26 protein-coding genes and 1 pseudogene are annotated in these 23386 nt (G+C 67.1%); 20 read left to right on the top strand and 7 right to left on the bottom strand.

The features are described 5' to 3' along the window. Positions 1-41: 41 nt before the first annotated feature. Positions 42-914, top strand: coding sequence for a 4-(cytidine 5'-diphospho)-2-C-methyl-D-erythritol kinase (locus tag AC1RRV_RS10145; RefSeq protein ID WP_492859496.1), 873 nt, complete (start codon positions 42-44; stop codon positions 912-914). A 22-nt stretch (positions 915-936) separates the two neighbouring features. Further along, positions 937-1572: a peptidylprolyl isomerase gene (locus tag AC1RRV_RS10140; RefSeq protein WP_492859495.1), complete on the top strand. Its 636-nt coding sequence runs from the start codon at positions 937-939 to the stop codon at positions 1570-1572. Positions 1573-1655: 83 nt separating this feature from the next. Here the strand turns inward: AC1RRV_RS10140 and AC1RRV_RS10135 are convergent, their stop codons facing one another. After that, complete coding sequence (locus AC1RRV_RS10135; RefSeq protein ID WP_492859494.1) at positions 1656-3182, bottom strand: ammonium transporter; 1527 nt, start codon at positions 3180-3182, stop codon at positions 1656-1658. 25 nt (positions 3183-3207) lie between these two features. Then, complete coding sequence (locus AC1RRV_RS10130; RefSeq protein WP_492859493.1) at positions 3208-3546, bottom strand: P-II family nitrogen regulator; 339 nt, start codon at positions 3544-3546, stop codon at positions 3208-3210. Between the two features lie 327 nt (positions 3547-3873). Here AC1RRV_RS10130 and AC1RRV_RS10125 point away from each other — a divergent pair, with 327 nt between their 5' ends. The 4 genes from AC1RRV_RS10125 (at position 3874) to glyS (ending at position 8276) form a co-directional block, all read left to right on the top strand. After that, positions 3874-4224, top strand: coding sequence for a DMT family protein (locus AC1RRV_RS10125; protein ID WP_492859492.1), 351 nt, complete (start codon positions 3874-3876; stop codon positions 4222-4224). 85 nt (positions 4225-4309) lie between these two features. Beyond that, positions 4310-5233, top strand: coding sequence for a fasciclin domain-containing protein (locus tag AC1RRV_RS10120; protein ID WP_492859491.1), 924 nt, complete (start codon positions 4310-4312; stop codon positions 5231-5233). A 142-nt stretch (positions 5234-5375) separates the two neighbouring features. Beyond that, the gene (locus AC1RRV_RS10115; RefSeq protein ID WP_492859490.1) at positions 5376-6275 is read left to right on the top strand and encodes a glycine--tRNA ligase subunit alpha; all 900 of its coding nucleotides are present in this window, start codon (positions 5376-5378) and stop codon (positions 6273-6275) included. 6 nt (positions 6276-6281) lie between these two features. Continuing rightward, a complete protein-coding gene (gene glyS / locus AC1RRV_RS10110) occupies positions 6282-8276 on the top strand; it encodes a glycine--tRNA ligase subunit beta (protein WP_492859489.1) in 1995 nt (664 codons plus the stop codon). A 70-nt stretch (positions 8277-8346) separates the two neighbouring features. Here the strand turns inward: glyS and AC1RRV_RS10105 are convergent, their stop codons facing one another. After that, entirely contained in the window at positions 8347-9210 is an 864-nt protein-coding gene (locus AC1RRV_RS10105; protein ID WP_492859488.1) for a metal-dependent hydrolase, read from the bottom strand. A 75-nt stretch (positions 9211-9285) separates the two neighbouring features. Between AC1RRV_RS10105 and AC1RRV_RS10100 the strand changes: the two genes are divergently transcribed. Further along, positions 9286-9882 (top strand): TetR/AcrR family transcriptional regulator, encoded by a 597-nt coding sequence (locus AC1RRV_RS10100; protein WP_492859487.1) that lies wholly within the window; start codon positions 9286-9288, stop codon positions 9880-9882. Here the strand turns inward: AC1RRV_RS10100 and AC1RRV_RS10095 are convergent. From AC1RRV_RS10095 to AC1RRV_RS10085, 3 genes are all read right to left on the bottom strand, one after another. Continuing rightward, positions 9879-10274, bottom strand: coding sequence for an NUDIX hydrolase (locus AC1RRV_RS10095; protein WP_492859486.1), 396 nt, complete (start codon positions 10272-10274; stop codon positions 9879-9881). The genes AC1RRV_RS10100 and AC1RRV_RS10095 overlap by 4 nt on opposite strands. Further along, positions 10271-11275, bottom strand: coding sequence for a porphobilinogen synthase (gene hemB, locus AC1RRV_RS10090; RefSeq protein ID WP_492859485.1), 1005 nt, complete (start codon positions 11273-11275; stop codon positions 10271-10273). The genes AC1RRV_RS10095 and hemB overlap by 4 nt, the downstream gene beginning before the upstream one ends. Before the next feature lie 61 nt (positions 11276-11336). Continuing rightward, complete coding sequence (locus AC1RRV_RS10085) at positions 11337-11792, bottom strand: DUF2147 domain-containing protein (RefSeq protein WP_492859484.1); 456 nt, start codon at positions 11790-11792, stop codon at positions 11337-11339. Positions 11793-11860: 68 nt separating this feature from the next. On the opposite strand from AC1RRV_RS10085, the pseudogene AC1RRV_RS10080 reads away from it, so the two are divergent. The 7 genes and pseudogenes from AC1RRV_RS10080 to hemA all read left to right on the top strand — a co-directional run. Next, positions 11861-11929, top strand: a pseudogene (locus tag AC1RRV_RS10080) (hypothetical protein); the annotation flags it as partial. A 126-nt stretch (positions 11930-12055) separates the two neighbouring features. After that, on the top strand, positions 12056-13201 hold the full coding sequence (locus AC1RRV_RS10075) for an isobutyryl-CoA dehydrogenase (protein WP_492859483.1): 1146 nt from the start codon (positions 12056-12058) through the stop codon (positions 13199-13201). Continuing rightward, positions 13198-13797, top strand: a complete 600-nt coding sequence (locus AC1RRV_RS10070; RefSeq protein WP_492859482.1) for a histidine phosphatase family protein — start codon at positions 13198-13200, stop codon at positions 13795-13797. The genes AC1RRV_RS10075 and AC1RRV_RS10070 overlap by 4 nt, the downstream gene beginning before the upstream one ends. 18 nt (positions 13798-13815) lie before the next feature. Next, entirely contained in the window at positions 13816-14868 is a 1053-nt protein-coding gene (locus AC1RRV_RS10065; protein WP_492859481.1) for an enoyl-CoA hydratase/isomerase family protein, read from the top strand. Positions 14869-15003: 135 nt separating this feature from the next. Continuing rightward, on the top strand, positions 15004-15801 hold the full coding sequence (locus AC1RRV_RS10060; RefSeq protein WP_492859480.1) for a class I SAM-dependent methyltransferase: 798 nt from the start codon (positions 15004-15006) through the stop codon (positions 15799-15801). Positions 15802-15857: 56 nt separating this feature from the next. Then, complete coding sequence (gene mmsB / locus AC1RRV_RS10055; protein ID WP_492859683.1) at positions 15858-16772, top strand: 3-hydroxyisobutyrate dehydrogenase; 915 nt, start codon at positions 15858-15860, stop codon at positions 16770-16772. A gap of 178 nt (positions 16773-16950) precedes the next feature. After that, on the top strand, positions 16951-18177 hold the full coding sequence (hemA, locus tag AC1RRV_RS10050; protein WP_492859479.1) for a 5-aminolevulinate synthase: 1227 nt from the start codon (positions 16951-16953) through the stop codon (positions 18175-18177). A gap of 97 nt (positions 18178-18274) precedes the next feature. Here the strand turns inward: hemA and AC1RRV_RS10045 are convergent, their stop codons facing one another. Beyond that, positions 18275-18721, bottom strand: a complete 447-nt coding sequence (locus tag AC1RRV_RS10045; protein WP_492859478.1) for a Ros/MucR family transcriptional regulator — start codon at positions 18719-18721, stop codon at positions 18275-18277. A gap of 164 nt (positions 18722-18885) precedes the next feature. Between AC1RRV_RS10045 and glyA the strand changes: the two genes are divergently transcribed. From glyA to AC1RRV_RS10015, 6 genes are all read left to right on the top strand, one after another. Further along, positions 18886-20172, top strand: a complete 1287-nt coding sequence (gene glyA, locus AC1RRV_RS10040) for a serine hydroxymethyltransferase (RefSeq protein ID WP_492859477.1) — start codon at positions 18886-18888, stop codon at positions 20170-20172. A 32-nt stretch (positions 20173-20204) separates the two neighbouring features. Continuing rightward, positions 20205-20678: a transcriptional regulator NrdR gene (gene nrdR / locus AC1RRV_RS10035; protein WP_492859476.1), complete on the top strand. Its 474-nt coding sequence runs from the start codon at positions 20205-20207 to the stop codon at positions 20676-20678. Between the two features lie 64 nt (positions 20679-20742). Beyond that, on the top strand, positions 20743-21210 hold the full coding sequence (locus AC1RRV_RS10030) for a 6,7-dimethyl-8-ribityllumazine synthase (RefSeq protein WP_492859475.1): 468 nt from the start codon (positions 20743-20745) through the stop codon (positions 21208-21210). After that, on the top strand, positions 21207-21656 hold the full coding sequence (gene nusB / locus AC1RRV_RS10025; RefSeq protein WP_492859474.1) for a transcription antitermination factor NusB: 450 nt from the start codon (positions 21207-21209) through the stop codon (positions 21654-21656). Before AC1RRV_RS10030 ends, nusB begins: the two co-directional genes overlap by 4 nt. Further along, entirely contained in the window at positions 21616-22674 is a 1059-nt protein-coding gene (gene thiL, locus AC1RRV_RS10020) for a thiamine-phosphate kinase (RefSeq protein WP_492859473.1), read from the top strand. Before nusB ends, thiL begins: the two co-directional genes overlap by 41 nt. A gap of 57 nt (positions 22675-22731) precedes the next feature. After that, a complete protein-coding gene (locus AC1RRV_RS10015) occupies positions 22732-23217 on the top strand; it encodes a hypothetical protein (protein WP_492859472.1) in 486 nt (161 codons plus the stop codon). Positions 23218-23386: the final 169 nt, after the last annotated feature.

Genomic DNA, 23386 nt, shown 5'->3' with positions numbered 1-23386 from the left:
GCTATCGGCTTTGGGTCCTTCCCAGCTGGGTCAGAGAAATCATGCGGCTGTCCGCCTTCGCCCCGGCCAAGGTCAATCTGTTCCTGCACGTGGGCGGGCCGGATAGCGAAGGCTATCACCCGATCTCCAGCCTGATGGTGTTCGCCGACGTCGGTGACCACGTGATGATCCAGCCCAGCGACGCGCCGGCCTTCGAGGCCTCGGGCCCGTTCGGCGGCGGGGTCCCGATCGACGGCGACAATCTGGTGGTTCGCGCCGCCAAGGCCTTCCATGCCCGGCTGGGCGGTCCGATCCCGCCCTATCGCCTGATCCTCGACAAGCGCCTGCCGATCGCGGCGGGCCTGGGTGGCGGCTCAAGCGACGCGGGAGCTGCTCTGAAGCTGCTGCGTGACGCGCTCGCGCCCGACATGGCCGACGAGATCCTGGAGCCGCTGGCGGCTAGTCTGGGCGCCGACGGCGCGGCCTGTTTTCGCGCCACGGCCTTGCTGGCCGAGGGGCGGGGAGAGGCGCTATCGCCCGCGCCGACCCTGCCCGAACTGCACGCCGTGCTCGTCAATCCCGGGGTCCCGTCGCCGACTGGCGCGGTCTATCGCGCCTATGACGCGGCGGTGCATCCCGAGGGCGCGGAACGGCCGTTCATGCCATCCGACCTGGAGAGCATAGAAGAGGTCGCCGCCTGGCTGGCTGCGGCCACGCGCAATGATCTCGAAGCGCCCGCCGTCGCCCTGGAGCCGCGTATCGGCGAGGTGCTGGACGTCCTGCGCGACGAGCCGGAAAGTCTGCTGGTCCGGATGTCCGGCTCCGGCGCGACCTGTTTCGCGCTCTGCGCCGGCGACATCGAGGCCGAGGGCCTGGTCGAGCGCCTGGAGTCGATGCGGCCGGACTGGTGGGTGCGGCGCTGCCGCCTGGGTTAGAGGCTAGAGCTAGGAGTGGGACATGAAGCGCCGTGACGTTCTGACCGGGCTGGGCGGCCTCGCCGCCGCGCCGAACCTGGCCGCCGCTCAGATCCTGAACCTGGGGCCGTCGCCGATCGTGCCGGGCCCTGGCGATGTCGTCGTCGGCCTGGAGACCAGCCTGGGGACCATCGTCGTCGCCCTGAAGGCCAGGCAGGCGCCGCTGACGACGGCCAACTTCCTGCGATACGTGGACGAGAAGCGCTACGACGGCGCCAGCTTCTGGCGCGCGGCCAAGGCACCGAGCGCGATCGACTATGGCCTGATCGAGGGCGGCCTGCAGGGCGACACCCGCAAGCTGCTCCCGCCCGTCGCGCATGAATCGACGACCCAGACCGGCCTGAAGCATGTCGACGGCACGGTGTCCCTGGCCCGCATGGCGCCGGGCACCGGCAATTCCGACTTCTTCATCTGCGTCGGCGAGGCGCCGTACCTGGACGCCAATCCGACGGCGGAGGGCGACAACCAGGGCTTCGCGGCGTTCGGTCAGGTGCTGAAGGGCATGGAGATCGTCCGCAAGATCCTGAACCTGCCCACGCCCGGCAAGTCGGTGAACCCGGTGATGGAGGGGCAGATCCTGGAGCCGGCCGTGCCGATCGTGAGCGCGCGTCGTCTCTGACCACGACAAGACGGCAAAGAGAAAGGGCGCGGAAGGTTTCCCTTCCGCGCCCTTCGCCTTTCGGGACGAACCCTATGCCAGCCTTAGCTGTGGTAGGCGCGTTCGCCGTGTTCCGAGATATCCAGGCCTTCTTCTTCGGCTTCCGGCGAAGCCTTCAGACCGATGACCAGCTTGATCAGGAAGAAGACGATCGCCGAGGCGACGGCCGACCACAGGATCGTGACGCAGACGCCCTTCAGCTGGGCCATGACCTGGGTGCCCAGGTTGTAGGCCAGAGCGTCGCAGGTCGAGAAGTCGCCGTCCTTGCCGCAGGTCGTGTAGTCGACGATGCCGGCGCCGCCCCAGGCGGGGTTGACCAGCAGGCCGGTGCCGATAGCGCCGACGATGCCGCCGATGCCGTGGATGCCGAAGGCGTCCAGGCTGTCGTCGTACTTCAGGGCGTTCTTCACGACCGAGCAGAAGAAGATACAGATCGGCGAGACGACCAGGCCCAGGATGACCGCGCCCATCGGGCCGGCGAAGCCGGCGGCCGGGGTGATGGCCACGAGACCGGCGACCACGCCCGAAGCCAGGCCCAGGGCCGACGGCTTCTTGCGGGTGACCCACTCGACGATGATCCACGACAGGCCGGCGGCCGCGGTGGCGACGAAGGTGTTGATCATGGCCAGCGAGGCGTAGCCGTTCGACTCGAGGTTCGAACCGGCGTTGAAGCCGAACCAGCCCACCCACAGCAGACCAGCGCCCACGAGGGTCAGGGTCAGCGAGTGCGGGGGCATCGGCTCCTTGCCGTAGCCTTGACGCTTGCCGAGGATCAGGGCGCCGACGAGGGCGGCGATACCGGCGTTGATGTGGACGACGGTGCCGCCGGCGAAGTCCAGGGCGCCGAAGCCCCAGATCAGGCCGGACTTGACCGGAGCGGTCGGGGCCAGCGCGATGGCGTCAGGACCCGGCCACCACCAGACCATGTGCGCCATCGGATAGTACGACAGCAGCGGCCACAGGACGGCGAAGGCGACGATGGCGGCGAACTTCATGCGCTCGACCAGCGAACCGACCACCAGGGCGGCGGTGATCGCCGCGAAGGTCGACTGGAACGAGATGAAGGTCAGCTCGGGGATCACCACGCCGGTCGAGAACGTCGCCACATTGCTGGCGGGCGTCACGTCCTTGAGGAACAGGCGTCCAAGGCCGCCCACGAAGCTGTCCCAGCTGCCGCCATCGGTGAAGGCGAAGCTGTAGCCCCACAGGACCCAGGTGACGAAGCCGATCAGGGCCACGGTCGAGACCTGCATCATGACCGACAGCATGTTCTTGGCGCGCACCAGGCCGCCGTAGAACAGCGCCAGGCCCGGCAGGATCATCAGCAGGACGAGCAGGGAAGAGGTGAGCATCCACGCGTTGTCGCCTTTGTCGTTCTTGTCGACGATGGCGGGCGCGGGAGCAGCGGCGGGAGCGGGCGTGGCGGCCGGAGCCGGGGCGGCCTCGGCGGGCGCGGCGGCGGCGGCCGGCGCGGGCGCGGCCTCCTGGGCGAACGCGGTCGCCCCCAGCGGAGCCCCCGCGATGGTCGCGGCGAGCATAAGCCCGGCCAGCGGTTTGAAGGTGAGTTTCATCGTCGGTATCCCCTTTTCCCGATGCTTACAGAGCGGCCGAGCCGGTTTCGCCGGTGCGGATGCGGACGGCTTCCTCGACATTGAGGACGAAGACCTTGCCGTCGCCGATCTTCCCGGTCGCCGCGGCGGCCTTGATGGCTTCGACGGCCTTGGCGGCCGACGCGTCGTCCACGACCGCTTCGAGCTTCACCTTGGGCACGAAGTTCACCTGGTACTCGGCGCCCCGGTAGATTTCGGTCTGGCCCTTCTGGCGCCCGTAGCCCTTCACTTCAGACACCGTCAGACCTTCAACGCCGGCGGCGACAAGCGCTTCGCGCACCTCGTCCAGCTTGAAGGGTTTGACGACCGCTATGATCAGTTTCATCCGCCTTGCTCCGACCCGCCGAGCCGCGGGCTTGCTTTGCTTGGTTTCGGGAAGCGAAACCGCCCCCGGTGTGATCACCGCCGACGCCGCCATTACGCGCTGCATCGTTTTCCCCGGCGCGGTCACGCTATCGGCGACGGTTCGGTGACGGGCCCCGTGAGCAAGATTTTGGAAAGGAAATGGGCAAGGCGCCTAAAAATAGGGCGGTGAGCGCTTCGAATGCGTCAGAAAGCGGCGTTCTGGCCTGACGGGAGGGTCCTGGCCGGGGCCTTGCCTCTTGTCCTAGGCTGTCAGAATCCCCACCGCCCAGCTTCGGAGCTCCCGGACATGTCGCCCCTCGCCATGAAGATCGCGCCCTGGGTGTTGTTGGTGATGTCCAACATCTTCATGACCTACGCCTGGTACGGCCATCTTAAGGGAAAGCCGATGGCGCTGCCGGTGGCCATACTGTCCAGCTGGTTGATCGCGCTGCCTGAATACATGTTGGCCGTTCCGGCCAATCGCATCGGGCACAATGTGTATTCCACGGCTCAGTTGAAGACAGGACAGGAGCTCATCACTCTGCTGGTCTTCATACTGTTCTCATATTTCTATATGGGCGAGGCGATCAAGTGGACGACATTGGTCGGGTTCGGCCTGATCGTTTGCGGCGCGGCGATGGTGTTCTTCTTGCGGTAGAGCTGAAACATGATCACGACGCCGTGATCACGGAACCGAGTCCCTAGTCCGGGCGTACACCGCTCGAACCGAGAGGAACTCGACCATGTCTCCCAAGCATCTTCTGACCGCCGCGGCCGCGATCGCCCTGCTGGCCGGCGGCGCCCATGCCCAATCCACCAGTTCATCGGCGCCCACCATGCAGGCGCCGCCCAGCGCCGCCGTCGTCGCCAAGGGCGACCTGATCGAGACCGCCAGAGCCTCGGGCCAGTTCAACACCTTCCTGAAGGCCGTCTCGGCGGTGAACCTGACGGAGGTCCTGAAGTCCAACCAGAACCTGACCCTGTTCGCCCCGACCGACGCGGCCTTCGCGGCCCTGCCGGCCGGCGAACTGGACAAGCTGCTGCTGCCCGAGAACGGGCCGATGCTGCAGAAGGTCCTGACCTATCACCTGATCAACGCCAAGGTGGACTCCACCAAGATCAAGGGCGCCAAGGGCGAGGTGAAGAGCGTCGAGGGCTCGTCCCTGCTGCTGGACGGCAGCGGCGCGGCCCCGATGGTCGACGGTGCGACCATCACCCAGACGGATGTGATGGCCAGCAACGGCGTGCTGCACGTCGTCGACAAGGTGCTGCTGCCCAAGGACGTCCCGGGCCTGCAGGCCTCGGCCTCGGCGACCGACGCGGGCGCGACCATGGATGTCGCGGCCAATGAACAGGTTGCTCCGGCCATGCCGGCCGACCCGCTGACCCCGTCGGCCCAGACCACGACGACGGCTCCGGTCGCGCCGACCACGACCACCGACATGGCCGCCGATCCGGTCGCCGCGCCCTCGGCCCCGACCGCCGGCGTAAACACGTCGGGCGTGGTGGCCGTCTCGTCGCAATCGCCGGAAGCCCTGGCCACGCTCAAGGCCGGCGACGCCAATGTCATCTCCAACCCGCCGGTCGCCGACACCCGTGAAAACCGCGCCAAGTACGGCGCGCCGATGTCGAACGCCGGCAAGCGCACCGCGCCCAAGGGCAACTAGGGCATCCGCGGCGCTTTTTACTGATCGCGCGACCGGGCGGCGAACCGCTTACACTTTCGCCCGTCGCGCGCCGGACATCGCTTGAAGCAGCAGTTGGCGGGCCCTATGGTCCGCCAACTTTTTTCTAGGCCTGCTTCGATTGATGTCGCGCGAAAAACCCAAGTCCTTCCAAAGCCTGATCCTGACGCTCCATGACTATTGGAGCCGCCAGGGCTGCATCATCCTCCAGCCGCACGATGTCGAGGTGGGGGCAGGGACCCTGCACCCGGCGACGGTGCTGCGCGCTCTGGGCCCTAAGCCCTGGAACGCGGCCTATGTGCAGCCCTCGCGCCGTCCTGGCGACGGCCGCTATGGCGAGAACCCCAACCGCCTGCAGCACTATTATCAGTACCAGGTGATCCTGAAGCCGAACCCCGAGAACATGCAGGACCTGTATCTGGGTTCGCTGGAAGCGATCGGCCTGGACCTGCGCACCCACGACATCCGCTTTGTCGAGGACGACTGGGAGAACCCGACCGTCGGCGCCTGGGGCCTGGGCTGGGAAGTCTGGTGCGACGGCATGGAAGTCAGCCAGTACACCTACTTCCAGCAGGTGGGCGGCCTGGACGTCTCGCCAGTGGCCGGCGAGCTGACCTACGGGCTGGAGCGCCTGGCCATGTACGTGTTCGGCGTCGACAACGTCTACGACCTGCCGTTCAACGATCCGGACTCAGCCCTGGGCGCGACGACCTATGGCGACGTGTTCCTGGAGAACGAGCGCCAGCAGTCGGAAGCCAATTTCCACGGCTTCGACGTCTCGGTGCTCAAGCAGCAGTTCGAGCAGATGGAAGAGCAGGTCCCGCTGATGCTGGCCCGCTCGTATCAGGACAAGGCCCTGGTCCTGCCCGCCTACGACATGGTCCTCAAGGCCAGCCACCTCTTCAACCTGATGAACGCCCGCGGCGCGATCGCCGTCGCCGAGCGCGCCAGCTACATCGGCCGCATCCGCGACCTTTGTAAGATGTGCGCCAGCGCGTGGGTCGATCAGCAGGAAGCCGCGTAAGTACCGATGCCCCAACTTCTCCTCGAACTGTTCTCGGAAGAGATCCCCGCCCGCATGCAGGCCCAGGCCGCCAAGGACCTGGAGCGCATGGCGCGCGAGCACCTGGCCGCCGCCGGCTTTCTGCCCGAGGCCCTGAAGACCTTCGCCGGCCCGCGTCGCCTGACTCTGGTGGTCGAGGGCCTGCCGCTGGCCCAGGCCGACCGCAAGGAGGAGCTGAAGGGCCCGCGCGTCGGCGCCCCGCCGCAAGCCATGGAAGGCTTCCTGCGCAAGGCGGGCCTGACGCAAGACCAGCTGGTCGAGCGCGACGGCGTCTACATGGCCTTCATCGAGAAGCATGGCCGTCCGACGCCGGAGATCGTCGCCGAAATGGTCGAGGCCATCGTGCGCGGCTTCCCCTGGCCCAAGTCCATGATCTGGGGGACCAAGAAGCTGCGCTGGGTGCGTCCGCTGAAACGGATCCTCTGCGTGCTGGACCGCGAGGTCGTGCCGTTCGCCATCGAGGGCGTCGAGAGCGGCGACATCTCCGAAGGCCACCGCTTCATGGGCGACGCCCAGCCGTTCCAGGCGCGCGACTTCGATGAATACGCGGCGGGCCTGGAAGCCCACTACGTCGTGCTCGACGTCGAGGAGCGCAAGCCGCGCATCCTCGAAGGCTGCAAGACCCTGTGCTTCGCGCGTCATCTCGAATTGGTCGAAGACCAAGGCCTGCTGGAAGAAGTCGCCGGCCTGGCCGAATGGCCGACGCCGGTGCTGGGCGACATGGACCCCGTGTTCCTCAGCCTGCCGCCCGAGGTGATCCGCACCTCGATGCGCACGCACCAGAAGTACTTCGCTGTCCGCAAGGCTGGCGAAGAGGGCTTGGCCCCGCACTTTATCACCATCGCCAATATCCAGGCGGCCGACGGCGGCACGGTCATCGCGGCCGGCAATGCCAAGGTGCTGTCCTCGCGCCTGTCCGACGCCCGCTTCTTCTGGGACGAGGACGTCAAGATCGGCTTCGAGCCGTGGCTGAAGAAGCTGGACGGCGTCACCTTCCACGCCAAGCTCGGCACCATGGCCCAGCGCGTCGAGCGCATCGTCGCCCTGGCCGGCGAGATCGCCCCGCTGGTCGGCGCCGACGTCGCCAAGACCGAGGAAGCCGCGCGCCTGGCCAAGGCCGACCTCGCCTCGCAGATGGTCGGCGAGTTCCCGGAATTGCAGGGGATCATGGGCGGTTACTACGCCCGGACCTTCGGCCTGGACGGCGAGATCGCCGACGCCGTGCGTGACCACTACAAGCCGCAGGGGCCCTCGGACGCCGTGCCGACCGCGCCGGTCAGCATCGCCGTGGCGTTGGCGGATAAGCTGGATACCCTGGTCGGCTTCTTCGCCATCGACGAGAAGCCGACGGGATCTAAGGATCCCTATGCGCTGCGCCGCGCGGCGTTGGGCGTGATCCGGATTATTCTGGAGAACGGCCTGCGGGTGTCGCTGGCCAAGTTCGGGAAGGACGACTTGATCGCCTTCTTCGCCGACCGCCTGAAGGTCACCCTCCGCGATCAAGGCAAGCGCCACGACCTCGTGGACGCCGTCTTCGCCCTGGGCGACGACGATCTGGCGCGCATCGTCGCACGGGTCGAGGCCCTGGACGGTTTCCTGAAGACCGACGACGGCAAGAACCTGCTGGCCGGCTACAAGCGCGCCTCCAACATCCTCAAGGCCGAGGAGAAGAAGGGCGCTCTGCCGACCGGCGAACCCCAGGAACCGACCGCCGACAGCGCCGCCGAGGTGGGGCTCTACAACGCCCTGCGCATGCTGGATAAGCCGCTGAAGGACGCCCTGGCCAAGGAAGACTTCACCGGCGCCATGACCCAGCTGGCCGAACTGCGCGGCCCGGTCGACGCCTATCTCGACGGCGTCTTCGTCAACGAGCCCGAGCACCGCGACAACCGCCTGAAGACCTTGGCCGCTGTGCGCGACGCCATGGGCCAGGTGGCGGACTTCAGCCTGATCGGCGGCTAACGCCTTCGACAACCCAAACGAAAACGGCGGCCGAGAGGCCGCCGTTCTTGTTTCCGGGGTAGGGCGGAGCTTAAGCCACCGCCGCGTCGAACTCCGCCTTCCAGTCGGCGAACTCGGCGCGGTCGTCCTGGTCCCAGGGGTGGAAGCCGGGGCGGTACCAGGCGAAATAGGTCTTCCAGCCGCGACGGAAGAGGCCTGGCTTACCCCACACGAACGCATTGACCGCCTTCAGCGCCGCCTTGGGCGAGTAGCCGTCGGCTTCCAGCAGTTTCGCGGCGTAGCGGCAGATGTTGCGGGTGAACATGATGGTCACGAAGAACATCGCCCGGCAGCGCAGCATGTAGCGGCGCCGGGGCGTCCAGTCCTTGGTCGCCACCATGAAGACGTCATAGGCCACGGCCTTGTGCTCGGTCTCTTCCATGGCGTGCCAACGCCACAGTTGCTCGATCCCGGGCGCGGTGGCGTCGAACAGGTCCTGATGGCGCACATGCATCTCGGCCATCATCGCCGTGAAGTGCTCCAGGGCGATAGTCGACAGCAGCATGGCCATCTTGCCCCGCTCGCGGGCCATCTTCACGCGGCCCTTCACCAGCTCCTCGATCGCGGCGACCGGATAGCGCTCGCGGTCGATCAGGCTGTTCAGCTGGTGATGCTCGCGCGAGTGGATGGCTTCCTGGGCGATGAAGTTCTTGGCGTCGTCCAGCAGCTTGCCGCTCAGCAGGTGGCGGTAGTTGCGCACCGCGTCCATGAACAGGCGCTCGCCGTCCGGGAAGGTCAGGGACAGGGCGTTGAACACCGCCGTGCCGACCGGATCGCCGCCCAGCCAGTGACCCTTGCGGGCTTCATCGAGGTCGAAGCGGATGTCGCGCGGCTTGACGTCCAGGTCGGCGGGGGTGGTCTTTGTCAGGCCGTGGGCGAGGGTCGCGTCGGTCATGGGGCGTTGTGTCCTGGGCCGAGATGGGGCTTGGTCAGCCTGTCTTTTGACGCACACTGAGTTATACTGACAAAAATGTCAATAGAGTCGCCTGCTCCGAAAACCCGTGTCCGCCGCTCGCCTCAGGCCGCGCGCGAGAACATCCTGGCCGCCGCCGAGGCGATCCTGGTCGAGCATGGGCCGCAGGCGATCAAGCTGGCCGATGTCGCCAAGGCGGCCGGGGTGGTCCACGCCAACGTCATCCACCACTTCGGCTCGATCGCCGGGGTCGAGACTGCGCTGATGGAGCGGATGATCCGGCAACTGGCCGACACGATCATTCACGGCTTCGAGCAGGATGGCGCGTCGCGGGGCTTCGGGGCCCAGGCCCTGTTTGACGCCTTCGAGACCAAGGGCGCGGCGCGCCTGGCGGCCTGGCTGGAACTGACGGGCGAGGGGCGGCGCATGACCCTGGTCCGCGCCGTGGTCGAGGAGGTGGTTCAAACCCGCTTGCTGCGTGATGTCGGCGTCGACCGCGACACGATCGTGGACCTGATCCTGCTGAACATCATCCTGGCGATCGGGGTCGGGCTGTTCGGCCAGACGCTCAGCGAACTCCTGGGCCGACCGCCGGAACGGGCGCGGGAATTGGCGTTGGAGCTGGTCCAGGCCCGGATCGACGGCGAAGGCTAGGCGCGCGCCAGCAGGGCCGGCAGCACGGCCTGGGTCAGCAGAGGGGCCAGGCGCAGGTCGCCGGGCGCGGCCGGATCGATCCAGGCCAGCTCCTCGATTTCTGCCCGAGGCTCGATGTCGCCCTCGACCAAGGTCAGATAGGTCGCCGACTCCACCCTGAAACCCGCCTCATTGGCGGCGGGGGCCGAGAAACGACCCAGAAGCTCGGCCTCGACAAGTCGGCAGCCCAGCTCTTCCGCCAGCTCGCGCGCCAGGGTGGCGAGATCGTCTTCGCCGCCGTCGCGCTTGCCGCCGGGCTTCATGAAGGTGGTCGTGCCGCGCTTGCGGACCAGTAGCATGCGGCCGTCAGCGTCCCGGATCACGGCGGTGACGATGTCGAGGACGCGGGTCACGCGCCCAGCTTCTCCGCCGCCCACGGCGCGAAATAGGTGATGATCCCCGCCGCGCCGGCGCGCTTGAAGGCCGTCAGGCTCTCCAGGATCGCGCGATCCTTGTCGATCCAGCCGTTTTGGGCGGCGGCCATGATCATCGCGTACTCGCCCGAAACCTGGAAGGCGTAGGTCGGCATGCGGAACTCGTCGACCAGGCGGCGCAGAATGTCGAGATACGGCATGCCCGGCTTGACCATGACCATGTCGGCGCCCTCGGCGATGTCGAGCGCGACTTCGCGGATGGCTTCCTCGGTATTGGCCGGGTCCATCTGGTAGGTCTTCTTGTCGCCCTGGCCTCCAGCGAGTTTCGCCGAGCCGATGGCGTCGCGGTACGGGCCATAGAAGGCCGAGGCGTATTTGGCGGCATAGGACATGATCATCACGTCCTGGAAGTTCGCGCCCTCCAGCGCCGCGCGCAGCTTGCCGACACGGCCGTCCATCATGTCGGACGGGGCCAGGATGTCGGCGCCGGCTTCCGCCTGCATCAGGCCCTGTTCGATCAGGCGCTCGATGGTCGGGTCGTTGAGGATCTTGCCGCCCTCGATGACCCCGTCGTGACCGTGGTCGGTGAAGGGGTCCAGGGCCACGTCGCACATGATGCCGACCTCGGGGGCGGCGTCCTTCATGGCCTTCACGGCCCGGGGGATGACGCCGTCGGGATCGGCGGCGATCGAACCCGTCGCGTCCTTTCGGCCGCCGTCGATGTGCGGGAAGATGGCGATGGCGGGAATGCCGAGATCGCGGGCGCGAACGGCGGCCTTGGCGGCTTCCTTCACCGACAGGCGCTCGACGCCCGGCATCGAGGCCACGGGGATCGTCCCTTCGCCCTCATGCACCACCATCGACCAGATCAGGTCGGACGGTCGGACCTCGCTCTCGCGGACGAGACGACGGGTCCAGTCGGCCTGGCGCAGGCGGCGCAGGCGCGTGGCGGGGTAGGGGGCGAGCGGCGGCGTGGTCATGCGTCCGGTTTCGCGCGGGCGGCCGCGCGAGGCAAGAGACGCACGCCCTTAAGGTCGAAGTTTAGGGAGCGGCCCGCGAGGCCAGGACCGATGGGCCCTCGATGCGGGTCCAGGTCTGCGACTTGCACAGCAGGTTGCCGATCACGCAGCCCTTGGCGCGCATGGTCCGGGAGTCGACGATGTCGGCCGAGCCGACCAGGGTGATCTTCAGGGTCGGAACCCAGACGCGGCCCTTCAGCGTACCGTTGTCTTGCGCTTCGAACTCACGCAGCAGCTGCTTGCCGACCAGGGTGTCGGTACCCGACTTGCGCGCATCGGCCTCGGCCTTGGCGCTGGCCCACACGACGACGCCGCAGGTGCTGGGGCCGCAGTCCTTGATTTCCAGGTGGACGCTGTTCTTCGGGTTGCGCCAGACGCCATAGCTGCGCGAGATGTCGCCAGCATAAGCCGGAGCGGACACCGCAGCCATTCCAAGAGCCGCCACAAGCGCGGCCAGAGCAAGTTTCACGAAGCGCATAATCGTCTTAGCAGTTGTCTAGGTTGGAGGACGCCATTCCCGAGGGACGGGATTTGGAGCGAAAGACCATGGTTATCAAGAGGGTGTGGCCCCTTTGCCGATTCACACCGTGTAACGGAGGATTTCAGGTCACACTCCGAGGGCTTGAACGCGGCGGCTCGAACCTTGCGAAAAGGACCTTTCGTCGAGATTGACAGGCGGGCCCAGGCGCGGCACGTCAGCCGCCAAGAAGGCGAGGGCGGTTCTGCCCCGAACGGGAGGAAGTGCGCATGGATTTCGCGCTGAACGAAGATCAAGTCGCAATCCAGGACGCTGCCCGCGCGTTCGCCGAGGGACAGCTTGCCCCTCATTCCGCCGAGTGGGACGAGAAGAAACACTTCCCCGTCGACGTGTTGCGCCAGGCGGCGGAGCTCGGCTTTGCCGGCATCTATGTGAACGAGGACGTCGGCGGCTCAGCGCTGTCGCGCCTCGACGCCTCGATCATTTTTGAAGCGCTCAGCTACGGCGATGTTCCGACCGCGGCCTATCTGACCATCCACAACATGGCCTCGTGGATGATCGATCGCTTCGGCTCCGAGGATCTGCGTCAGCGCTATCTGCCGCGCCTGACCACCATGGAGCTGATCGCCAGCTACTGCCTGACCGAGCCCGGCTCGGGCTCGGACGCGGCCAACATGCGCACGAGCGCCAAGCTGGACGGCGACCACTATGTCCTGAACGGCGGCAAGGCCTTCATCTCGGGCGGCGGCGTCTCGGACATCTATGTCGTCATGGCCCGTACCGGCGGCGAGGGCGCCAAGGGCGTCTCGGCCTTCGTGGTCGAGAAGGGTACGCCCGGTCTCACCTTCGGGGCCAACGAGCGCAAGATGGGCTGGAACGCCCAGCCGACCGCCCAGGTGAACTTCGACGACTGCCGCGTGCCGGTCGCCAACCGCATCGGCCAGGAAGGCGAGGGCTTCCGCTTCGCCATGATGGGCCTGGACGGCGGGCGCCTGAACATCGCCTCGTGCTCGCTGGGCGGCGCGCAGTTCGCCCTGGACACGGCCAAGGCCTACATGGAGACCCGCAACCAGTTCGGCAAAGCCCTGAAGGACTTCCAGGCCCTGCAGTTCAAGCTGGCCGACATGGCCACCGAGCTGGAGGCCGCCCGGCTGATGGTGCGTCGCGCCGCCCATGCGCTCGACAACCGCCACCCCGAGGCCACCAAGCTTTGCGCCATGGCCAAGCGCTTCGCCACCGACGCCGGCTTCCAGGTGGCCAATGACGCCTTGCAGCTGCATGGCGGCTACGGCTACCTCCAGGACTATCCGCTGGAGCGCATCGTGCGTGACCTGCGGGTGCACCAGATCCTGGAAGGGACCAACGAGATCATGCGCGTCATCATCGCCCGCGAGATGTTCCGGCAGTGATCTATCTCTGTCGTCACGGCGAGACCTTCCACAATCGCGAGGGGCGTCTGCAGGGGCGGACCGAGTCCGACCTGACGCCGCTGGGCCTCCTGCAGGCCGCAGCGATGGGCGAGTTGCTGTCGGACTTGATCAAGCGTGATCCGCCGGCGGATTGGCGTCTGGTCGCCAGCCCGCTGCGCCGCGCGCGAATGACCGCCGAGGCGATCGCCGCGCGGCTGGATCTAGCGGTCGAGTTCGACGAACGCCTGGTGGAGATCGATGTCGGCGACTGGTCCGGCCGCCTGCGCGAAGAGGTGCGTGGCCAGAACCCCCACCTCTTCGGGGACGACGCCTGGGGCTTCCAGGCGCCGGGCGGCGAGACCTACGACGTCATGATGACGCGCATCGCTCACTGGCTGGCGGAGCAGGCGTCCGAGCCGGAGCGGCGGCTGATCGTCGTGTCGCACGGCGTCGCCGGCCGGCTGTTGCGCGGCGCCTATGCCGGCCTGTCCCCGGAAGACACCTTGCGCCAGGATATTCCCCAGGACGCCGTCTACCGGCTCGCCGGCGGTCAGATCGACCGCTTCGACTGCGCGCCCGTCGCCGAACTCGCCTGAGACCCCATTGGGACCGCCATGACCGACGAACCCGAAGTCCTGATCCGCGTCCAGAAGAACGTCGGCCGTATCACCCTCAACCGCCCCAAGGCCCTGCACGCCCTGACCCAGGGCATGTGCGAGATTATGATCGCCGCGCTGCTGGATTGGCAGGAAGACCCGGAAGTCTACATGGTCATGATCGACCATGCCGGCGAGCGCGGCTTCTGCGCGGGCGGCGACATCCGGATGCTGGCCGACAGCGGCGCCAAGGACGGCGTCGAGGCGCGCCGGTTCTTCCATACCGAGTACCAGCTGAACCACCTGCTGTTCAGCTACGATGTCCCGGTGGTGGCCGTGATGGACGGCATCGTCATGGGCGGCGGCGTGGGCATCTCGATGCCGGCCCACGTGCGGATCGCTACCGAGCGCACCACCTTCGCCATGCCCGAGACCGGTATCGGCCTGTTCCCGGACGTCGGCGGCGGCTGGTACCTGCCGCGGCTGCCCGGCAAGGCGGGGCTCTGGCTGGCTCTGACCGGAGCGCGGATCAAGGGCGCGGACTGCATGCGCCTGGGTATCGCCACCCACTTCGTCGAGTTCGGCGCGATCGAGGGGCTGAAGAAGGCGATCATCGCCGACCCGCGCCGGATCGACGACACCCTGCGCAAGTACCGCGCCGACGCCGGCAAGGCGGCGCTGGTCGGCTTCGAGCAGGACCTGAACCGCCTGTTCGTCGGCGAAAGCGTCGAGGAGATCTTCGAGTTTCTCACCCTGGACTCCAGCGACTGGGGCAAGGCTCAGCTGGACATCCTGAAGACGAAGTCGCCTCAGACGCTGAAGGTCGCCTTCGAGCAGCTGAAGCGCGGCGAGGTCATGACCGACTTCGCCGACAACATGGTCATGGAGTATCGCATCGGTTCTCGGGTCGTCCGCAAGCACGACTTCATCGAGGGCGTCCGGGCGGTGATCGTCGACAAGGACAACGCTCCGCGCTGGAACCCGGCGACCCTGGAAGAGGTCACCGACGCCATGTTGAGCGAGATTTTCGCTCCGCTTCCACGGGGGGAAGAATGGAAGCCGCTGACCTAGCGACGGCATGCGGCCTGTTCGAACGCGCAAGTCGCCTTGAAAAGGGGGCGCGCAGCGGCCGCCGAAAGCTTTCGGCTGCCGCGCTCCTGGGCTAACGTCGCCGCAACAAGAACACGTCCGTTCGGAAGGAATGTCATGCGTAAGCCGCTTCTCAGCCTCGTCGCCGTGCTAGGCCTCGTCGCCTGCGCCACCGAGCCGATGGGGCCGCCGCCTCCGCCTTCCGGTCCGGTCGCCATCACCATTCCGTCGAACGTCGCCGCCGCGCTCAGCGATCCCTCGCGTCCCGCCGCCGACATGGTCCGCGACAAGGACCGCCTGCCCGGCGAGATCCTGGCCTTTGCCGGCGTGCGGCCGGGCGCCAAGGTCGCCGACCTGATTCCGGGCGGCGGCTACTTCACCCGCATCTTCTCCAAGGCGGTGGGCCCCAAGGGTCACGTCTACGCCTATGTGCCGGACGAGCTGACCAAGCTGGCCAAGCGCGAGCCGGCGGTGAACGCCATCGCCCGCGATCCGGCCTTCTCGAACGTGACGGTGCTCCTGAACACGCTGCCGAACTTCTCCGCGCCGGAGAAGCTGGACCTGGTGTTCACGGCCCAGAACTATCACGACATGCACGACAAGTTCATGGGGCCGGCCGACCTGTCGGTGGTGAACCGTCAGGTGTTCAGAGCGCTGAAGCCGGGCGGCGTCTTCCTGGTCATCGACCACTCGGCCGAGGCGGGTTCGGGCCTGCGCGACACCGAAACCCTGCACCGCATCGACTCGGCGGTGGTGAAGTCCGAGGTCACGGCCGCCGGCTTCATCTTCGAGGGCGAGAGCAAGGTGCTGCGCGACCCCGCCGACGCCCGTAAGGCCAACGTGTTCGACCCGTCGATCCGCGGGAAGACCGACCAGTTCGTCTTCAAGTTCCGCAAGCCGGCGAACGCTCGATAGGCGGAAAAACCAAAGACTATCAATGATAAGAGCCGCGCCCATGAGGCGCGGTTCGCATTTGCAGGGAGCTTCACATGACGCGCATCGCCTTCATCGGCCTGGGCAACATGGGCGGCGGCATGGCCGCCAACCAGGCCAAGGCCCAGCACCACGTCCTGGCCTTCGATCTGTCGGCCGCCGCCGTGGAGCGGGCCGTGGCGGCGGGGTGCCACGCGGCGTCCTCGGTCGCCGAGGCGGTGGCCGAAGCCGAGGTGGTGATCACCATGCTGCCCGCCGGGCCGCACGTGCGCGCGGTCTATGGCGAACAGATCCTGGCCAAGGCTCCGAAGTCGGCCCTGCTGATCGACTGCTCGACCATCGACGTCGAGAGCGCCCGCGCCGTGGCCAGGCAGGCGGCCGAGGCCGGCTTCCGCTTCGCCGACGCGCCGGTGTCGGGAGGCATCATGGCCGCCGAGGCCGGGACCCTGGCCTTCATGGTCGGCTGCGACGACGGCGACTTCGCCGCCGTCGAGGCGGCGCTGGAGCCGATGTCGCGCGTGACGATCCACGCCGGCGATCACGGAGCGGGGCAGGCGGCCAAGATCTGCAACAACATGCTGCTCGGGATCTCGATGCTGGGGACCTGCGAGGCCTTCGCCCTGGCCGAGAAGCTCGGCCTGGCGGCCGACCGGTTCTTCGATATCGCCAGCAAGTCGTCGGGCCAGTGCTGGTCGATCACGACCTATTGCCCGGTTCCCGGCGTGGGGCCGCAGACGCCCGCCGACCGCCACTACGAGGGTGGTTTCGCCACCGCCATGATGCTGAAGGATCTGAAGCTGGCCCAGGACGCCGCCGCCAAGGCCGGCGCCTCCACGCCGATGGGGGCTCAGGCCGAGGCGCTCTATGCCCTGCTCGACGGCAACGGTCATGGCGGCAAGGACTTTTCCGCGATGATCCAGATGCTGCGCGGAAAGCTGGCGGATCTGAACTGAATCGTCCAAGAACCCAGCGTCCGCGCGGGTGGTCATTGGCGAAATCAATGCGTCCAATCGCGTAATTCAATTTGCTAGGTATAGGCCCTTAGATGGACACTAAGGGCGCTTGGTGCGAAAAGCCGTGCCTGGATTTAGGGGACCGTCGGCCCAATCGGCCGCCGGTTTAGAGATCGCCATGGACTACAAAGCCGCGTTCCGCAGCGCCGTCGACCAGATCCGCGAAGAAGGCCGTTATCGCGTCTTCGCCGATCTGAAGCGTCAGCGCGGGCAGTTCCCGCGGGCCACCTGGACCCGCCAGGACGGCTCGGAGCGCGAGGTCGTGGTCTGGTGCAGCAACGACTATCTCGGTCAGGGCCAGAACCCGATCGTGATGGACGCCATGAAGGCCGCCGTCGACGCGCACGGCTCGGGCTCGGGCGGCACCCGCAACATTTCCGGCACCAACCATGACCACGTGCTGCTGGAGGCCGAGCTGGCCGACCTGCACGGCAAGGAAGGCGCCCTGCTGTTCACCTCGGGCTACGTCTCCAACGAGGCCAGCCTGTCGGTCGTCCAGAAGATCCTGCCCGGCCTGATCATCTTCTCGGATGAGCTGAACCACGCCTCGATGATCGCCGGCATCCGCAATGGTGGCGGTCCGCGCAAGGTGTTCCGCCACAACGACCTGGCGCATCTCGAGGAACTACTGGCGGCCGCGCCGGCCGACGCGCCCAAGCTGGTGGCGTTCGAGAGCGTCTATTCCATGGACGGCGACATCGCCGACGTCCGCGCCACGGCCGCCCTGGCCAAGAAGTACGGCGCGATGACCTATCTGGACGAGGTCCATGCCGTCGGCATGTACGGTCCGCGCGGCGGCGGCGTCGCCGAGCGCGAAGGCTTGATGGACCAGATCGACATCATCGAGGGCACGCTGGGCAAGGCGTTCGGCGTGATGGGCGGCTATATCGCCGGCGACGCCGAGGTGATCGACGCCATTCGCCTGATGGCCTCGGGCTTCATCTTCACGACCTCGCTGCCGCCCGCCCTGGTGGCCGGCGCCCTGGCCAGCGTCCGGTGGCTGAAGCAGCACCCGGAAGTGCGCGAGATCCACCAGGAGCGCGCCGCGACCCTGAAGGCGATGTTCAAGGCCGCCGGCCTGCCGGTGATGGAGAACGACAGCCACATCGTCCCGGTGCTGGTCGGCGACCCGATCCACACCAAGCTGATCAGCGATATGCTGCTGGCCGATCACGGCGTCTATGTGCAGCCGATCAACTATCCGACCGTGCCGCGCGGCACCGAGCGCCTGCGCTTCACCCCCACGCCGTTCCATAGCGACGACATGATGCGCAAGCTGGTCTCGGCCATGGAAAAGCTATGGGCTCACTGCAACGTCGCCCGCATGGGCGGCCACGCGGCCTAAGAAGGACGATCCGCACTTCAGCTTCGATCGAACGTCACATCGTCGAAAACGCCGCCGGAGTCCGGCGGCGTTCGCATGTCCCGAACTCAGGGCGCGATCAGCTGCCGCGCCGCACGCCCTTGCCCAGGCCGATCTTCTTGGCGAAGTCCGAGCGACGGGCGGCATAGGCCGGCGCCACCATCGGATAGTCCGGGGGCAGACCCCACTTGCGACGATATTCCTCGGGGCTCATGTCGTAGTGCGAGCGCAGGTAGCGCTTGAGCATCTTCAACTTCTTCCCGTCCTCGAGGCAGACGATGTAGTCGTGCTGCACCGAGCGGCCGACCGGCACGGCCGGCTTGGCCTTTTCCAGGGGACGCGGAGCCTCGCCGCCGCTATTCAGCGCGGCCAAAGCCTCGTGCACCGTGCGGATCAGTTCGGGGATGGCCGTCTGAGAGACCGTGTTCTGCCCGACATAGGCCGCCACGATCTCGGCGCTGAGTCCCAGGACGTCGACGTCGTTCGCGCCCGTCGTGTCCGTACTACCACCGCCCTGAGACGCCATGAGCTACCCCATTCCCGTTGCTGCCAATGTTACGCTGCGGGGGTTGAACGCCGCCCTGCGGGACTGCAACGCACAGCTGTGCATGTGGTTCCGAGATTGATCGCCGCGCCTATCTCGCTAAAGAGGGCGCCTCTGCTGACTCCCCGTAACGCCTGGAGAGCGTCATGACCCAAGCCAACACCAGCGCCTTTTTTGGCGCGGACCTCGCCACCGCGGACCGTGACATCTTCGACCGCATCGGTCGCGAGCTGGATCGGCAGCAGAATCAGATCGAACTGATCGCCTCGGAGAACATCGTCTCCAAGGCCGTCCTGGAAGCCCAGGGTTCGATCCTGACCAACAAATATGCCGAGGGCTACCCCGGCAAGCGCTATTACGGCGGCTGCGAATATGTCGACGAGATCGAGACGATCGCGATCGAGCGCGCCAAGCAGCTGTTCGGCGCGGCCTTCGCCAACGTCCAACCGCACTCGGGCTCGCAGGCCAACCAGTCGGTGTTCATGGCCCTGCTGCAGCCGGGCGACAGCTTCCTGGGCATGGACCTGGCCGCCGGCGGCCATCTGACCCACGGCTCGCCCGCCAACCAGTCGGGCAAGTGGTTCAAGCCGGTGTCGTACACCGTGCGCCAGCAGGACCAGCTCATCGACTACGACAATGTCGCGGAGGTCGCCGAGCGCGAGAAACCCAAGCTGATCATCGCCGGCGGCAGCGCCTACAGCCGCGAGATCGACTTCGCCCGTTTCCGTGAGATCGCCGACAGCGTCGGCGCCTATCTGATGGTCGACATGGCTCACTTCGCGGGCCTGGTGGCCGGCGGCGTGTTCCCCAGCCCGATCCCGCACGCTCACGTCGTCACCACCACCACGCACAAGACCCTGCGCGGGCCGCGTGGCGGCATGGTGCTGACCAACGAAGAGGCGATCATCAAGAAGGTCAATTCGGCCGTCTTCCCGGGCCTGCAGGGCGGTCCGCTGGAGCATGTCATCGCCGCCAAGGCCGTGGCCTTCGGCGAAGCGCTGCAGCCGGCCTTCAAGGAATACGCCCGACAGATCATCGCCAACGCCAAGGCCCTGTCGGACGCCCTGCTGAAGTCGGGCGTCAACATCGTCTCGGGCGGCACCGACAGCCACCTGATGCTGGTCGACCTGCGTCCGAAGGGCGTGACCGGACGCGACACCGAGCACAGCCTCGAGCGCGCCCACATGACCTGCAACAAGAACGGCGTGCCGTTCGACACCGCGTCGTTCACGATCACCTCGGGCGTCCGCCTGGGCACGCCGGCCGGCACCACGCGTGGCTTCAAGGAAGCCGAGTTCACCCGCGTGGGCGAGCTGATCGGCGAAGTGGTCAACGGCCTCGCCGCCAACGGTCCGGAGGGCAATGCCGCCGTCGAGGCCAAGGTGCGCGAGGAAGTGCTGGCCTTGACGGCTCGCTTCCCGATCTACAACTAATTGCTTCGATAGCGCCGGGGAGGGGCTAGATCATGCGCTGCCCATTCTGCGGCCACGCCGAAAGCCAGGTTAAGGACAGCCGCCCGTCGGAAGACGGCGCGGCTATCCGCCGTCGCCGCATGTGCCCGGAATGCGGCGGTCGGTTCACCACCTTCGAGCGGGTTCAACTGCGCGAGCTGATCATCCTGAAGCGTTCGGGGCGGCGTTCCCCGTTCGACCGGGACAAGCTGGTTCGCTCGATCGCCCTGGCGACTCAGAAGCGCCCGGTCGAGGCCGAGCGGGTCGAACGCATGATCAACGGCATCGTTCGGCAGCTGGAAAGCATGGGCGAGACCGAGCTGCCGTCGTCGACCGTCGGCGAAATGGTCATGAAGGCGTTGAAATCGCTCGATGACGTGGCCTATGTCCGCTACGCCTCGGTCTATCGGGACTTCAAGGAAACGAGCGACTTCGCGAAGTTCCTCGGCGAAGAAGGCCTGAGCGACACTACCGAAGACGAGCTATAGTCCGTTAATCCTTGATGTGTGTTTCTGGTCGCGCCGCGAGCGTGGCCGTGGAGATTCGAGTTAGATGGTTGAAGACAACATCCGCCTGCTGATCGTGGAGGGCCGAAGCCATTCGGGAATCTCCGACGAGCTGTTGCGCGGAGCCGCCCAGGCGATCGAAGCCCAGGGCGCGGAATATGACGTGATCACGGTCTCCAGCACTCTGCAGATCCCGACCGCCATCGCCATCGCCGAAGAGGCGGGCCATCGCCCGGTGGGCGTTCGCTACGACGGCTTCGTGGCGCTGGGCTGCATCATCCGCGGCGAGACCTACCATTTCGAACTGGCCGCCAACGAAACCGCGCGCGGCCTGCAGGATCTGGGCGTAGGCAAGCGCTTGCCGATCGGCTTTGGGGTGCTGGCCGTGGACGAAGAGGCCCAGGCCTGGACGCGCGCCCGGGTCAGCGAAGGCGATCGTGGCGGCGCGGCCGCCAAGGCGTGCCTGGAGACCATCGCCCTGAAGCGCCAACTGCTGGGGGGGCAGGCCCGATGAGCGGCAACCGCATCCAACCGCGCTCGGTGGCGCGTCTCGCGGCCGTCCAGGCCCTGTATCAGATGGAAGTCTCGGGCGCCGGCGTCGACGCCGTGGTCCGTGAGTTCAGCGAGCATCGCTTCGATCGCGACGTCGAGGGCGAGCGCCTGGCCGCCGCCGACGAGACCTTCTTCGCCGAACTGGCCAAGGGCGTGGTCTCCAACCAGTCCAAGATCGACCAGGGCATCGTCAAGCGTCTGGCCTCGGGCTGGCGCCTGGAGCGCCTGGACGCCACGGCCCGCGCCGTGCTGCGCGCCGGGGCCTTCGAGCTGATGTACCGGCCGGACGTTCCGACCGAGGTCGTCATCAACGAATACGTCGAGATCGCGAAATCCTTTTTTGAAGGACCCGAGTCAGGCTTCATCAATGGCGCCCTCGACGCGATCGCCCGTGATGCAAGAGACTGACGAAGACGACTGGTTCGCAGAAGACGAGGCTCCGCCCACGGCGGCGGCGCCCGCGACCGAATTCGATCATATCGCACGCCTGCTGCGGCCGCTGACGCGCGGCGATCCGGCCGCGCTCGATCTTCTGGACGACGCGGCCGTGCTGCCGTCGCGGCCCGGCCATGACCTGGTGATCACCAAGGACGCGATGGTCGCCGGCGTACATTTCCTGCCCGACGAGGCGCTGGACGTCATCGCCCGCAAGCTGTTGCGGACCAATCTCTCGGACCTGGCGGCCAAGGGCGCCGAGCCCTACGGCTATTTCCTGGCGGTCGGTTGGCCCTCGGGCTCCGACATCGCCGCCCGCGAGGCCTTCGCCCGGGGCCTCGCCGAGGACGGCGCGTTCTTCGACATCTCGCTGCTGGGCGGCGACACCGTCACGACCTCCGGTCCGCTTGTGGTCTCGGCGACCCTGCTGGGCTGGGTTCCCGAAGGCGGGGCGATCCTTCGCCGAGGCGCCAAGCCGGGCGACCGCCTCATGGTCACCGGCACGATCGGCGACGGCTGGCTTGGCCTGCTCGCCCAATGGGGCGAGGTCCTGGATCCGGATGGCGCGCTGCTGCGCCGCTACCGCCAGCCCGAGCCGCGCGTGGCTTTGCGCGAGGCCATGCGCCTGCACGCCAGGGCCAGCGCCGACGTTTCCGACGGCCTGCTGGCCGACAGCAGCCACATCGCCAAGGCCAGTGGCTGCCGCGTGCGCGTTGACCTGGAGCGACTGCCGTTGTCGACGGGGGGGCAGGCCTGGCTGGACCAGCAGCCCGAACAGGTCGAGGGCCGCATCTCCCTGGCCTCGGGCGGCGACGACTACGAGATCGTCTGCGCCGTTGACCCGAACGAAGCCTGGGCCTTCCGCGTGGCCGCCGCCGCGGCTGGGGTGAAGGTCAGCGAGATCGGTGAGTTCGTGGAAGGCGAGGGGGTCTCGGCCTATTTCAAGGGCCGCGACGTGACGCCCTCGCGCTTGGGCTGGCTGCACGGCTGAGCACGTTTCCCGACCGGTTAGGTTAATCTCAAGGCCTGTCGGCTATGGGAAAGACCCATGACCGCTCTTCGCACGCCTTCTCGCCGCCTGTTGCTCGCCGCCGCCTTCGCCTCGGCCGCCGCGCCCGCCTTCGCCAGCGACAAGAAAGAGAAGAAGGAAGAGGGCCAGGCGCTCGACCCGACCTACAAGCTGGGTTCGATGACCATCCCGATCATCGCCAACGGCCGGATCGTCAATTACGTCTTCGTGGCCATGACCCTGACGCTGACCTCGGGCACCGAGGTCCAGTCGTTCAAGGACCAGGAGCCGGCGCTACGCGACGCGATCGTGCGCGCAGCCTACCGGACCCCGTTCACCCGCTCCGACACCTGGAAGGAAGTGGATGGCCCGCGCTTGACCAGCTTCGTCATGGGCCAGTGCGCCCAGCTGTTCGGCAAGGGCAAGGTGGCCTCGGTGGCGATCGTCAAGCAGATCCCCCGCCAGCAGTTGATGCCGCCCAAGGCGAACACAGCCAGGCCGGCCACCGGCCCTCTGAACCCCTGATTCCGGCCCAACGGCCAAGCTTTTAGCGCTCAAACGCTTGCGCCGACACGGGTTGCGCGCCTTCCAGCCATCTGACAGTCTCTTTTCGATGACGCCGTTCGGCGGTCATTCAGGGAGCATCGAGGGGGCACGAGGCCAAAAGGTCCGCCCGTCGATCCAGGCCGCGGTT

Source organism: Caulobacter sp. GW821-FHT11E10 (assembly GCF_058808375.1).
Note: the sequence above shows the minus strand (reverse complement) of the source record. Positions and strands in the feature narration are given on the sequence as shown.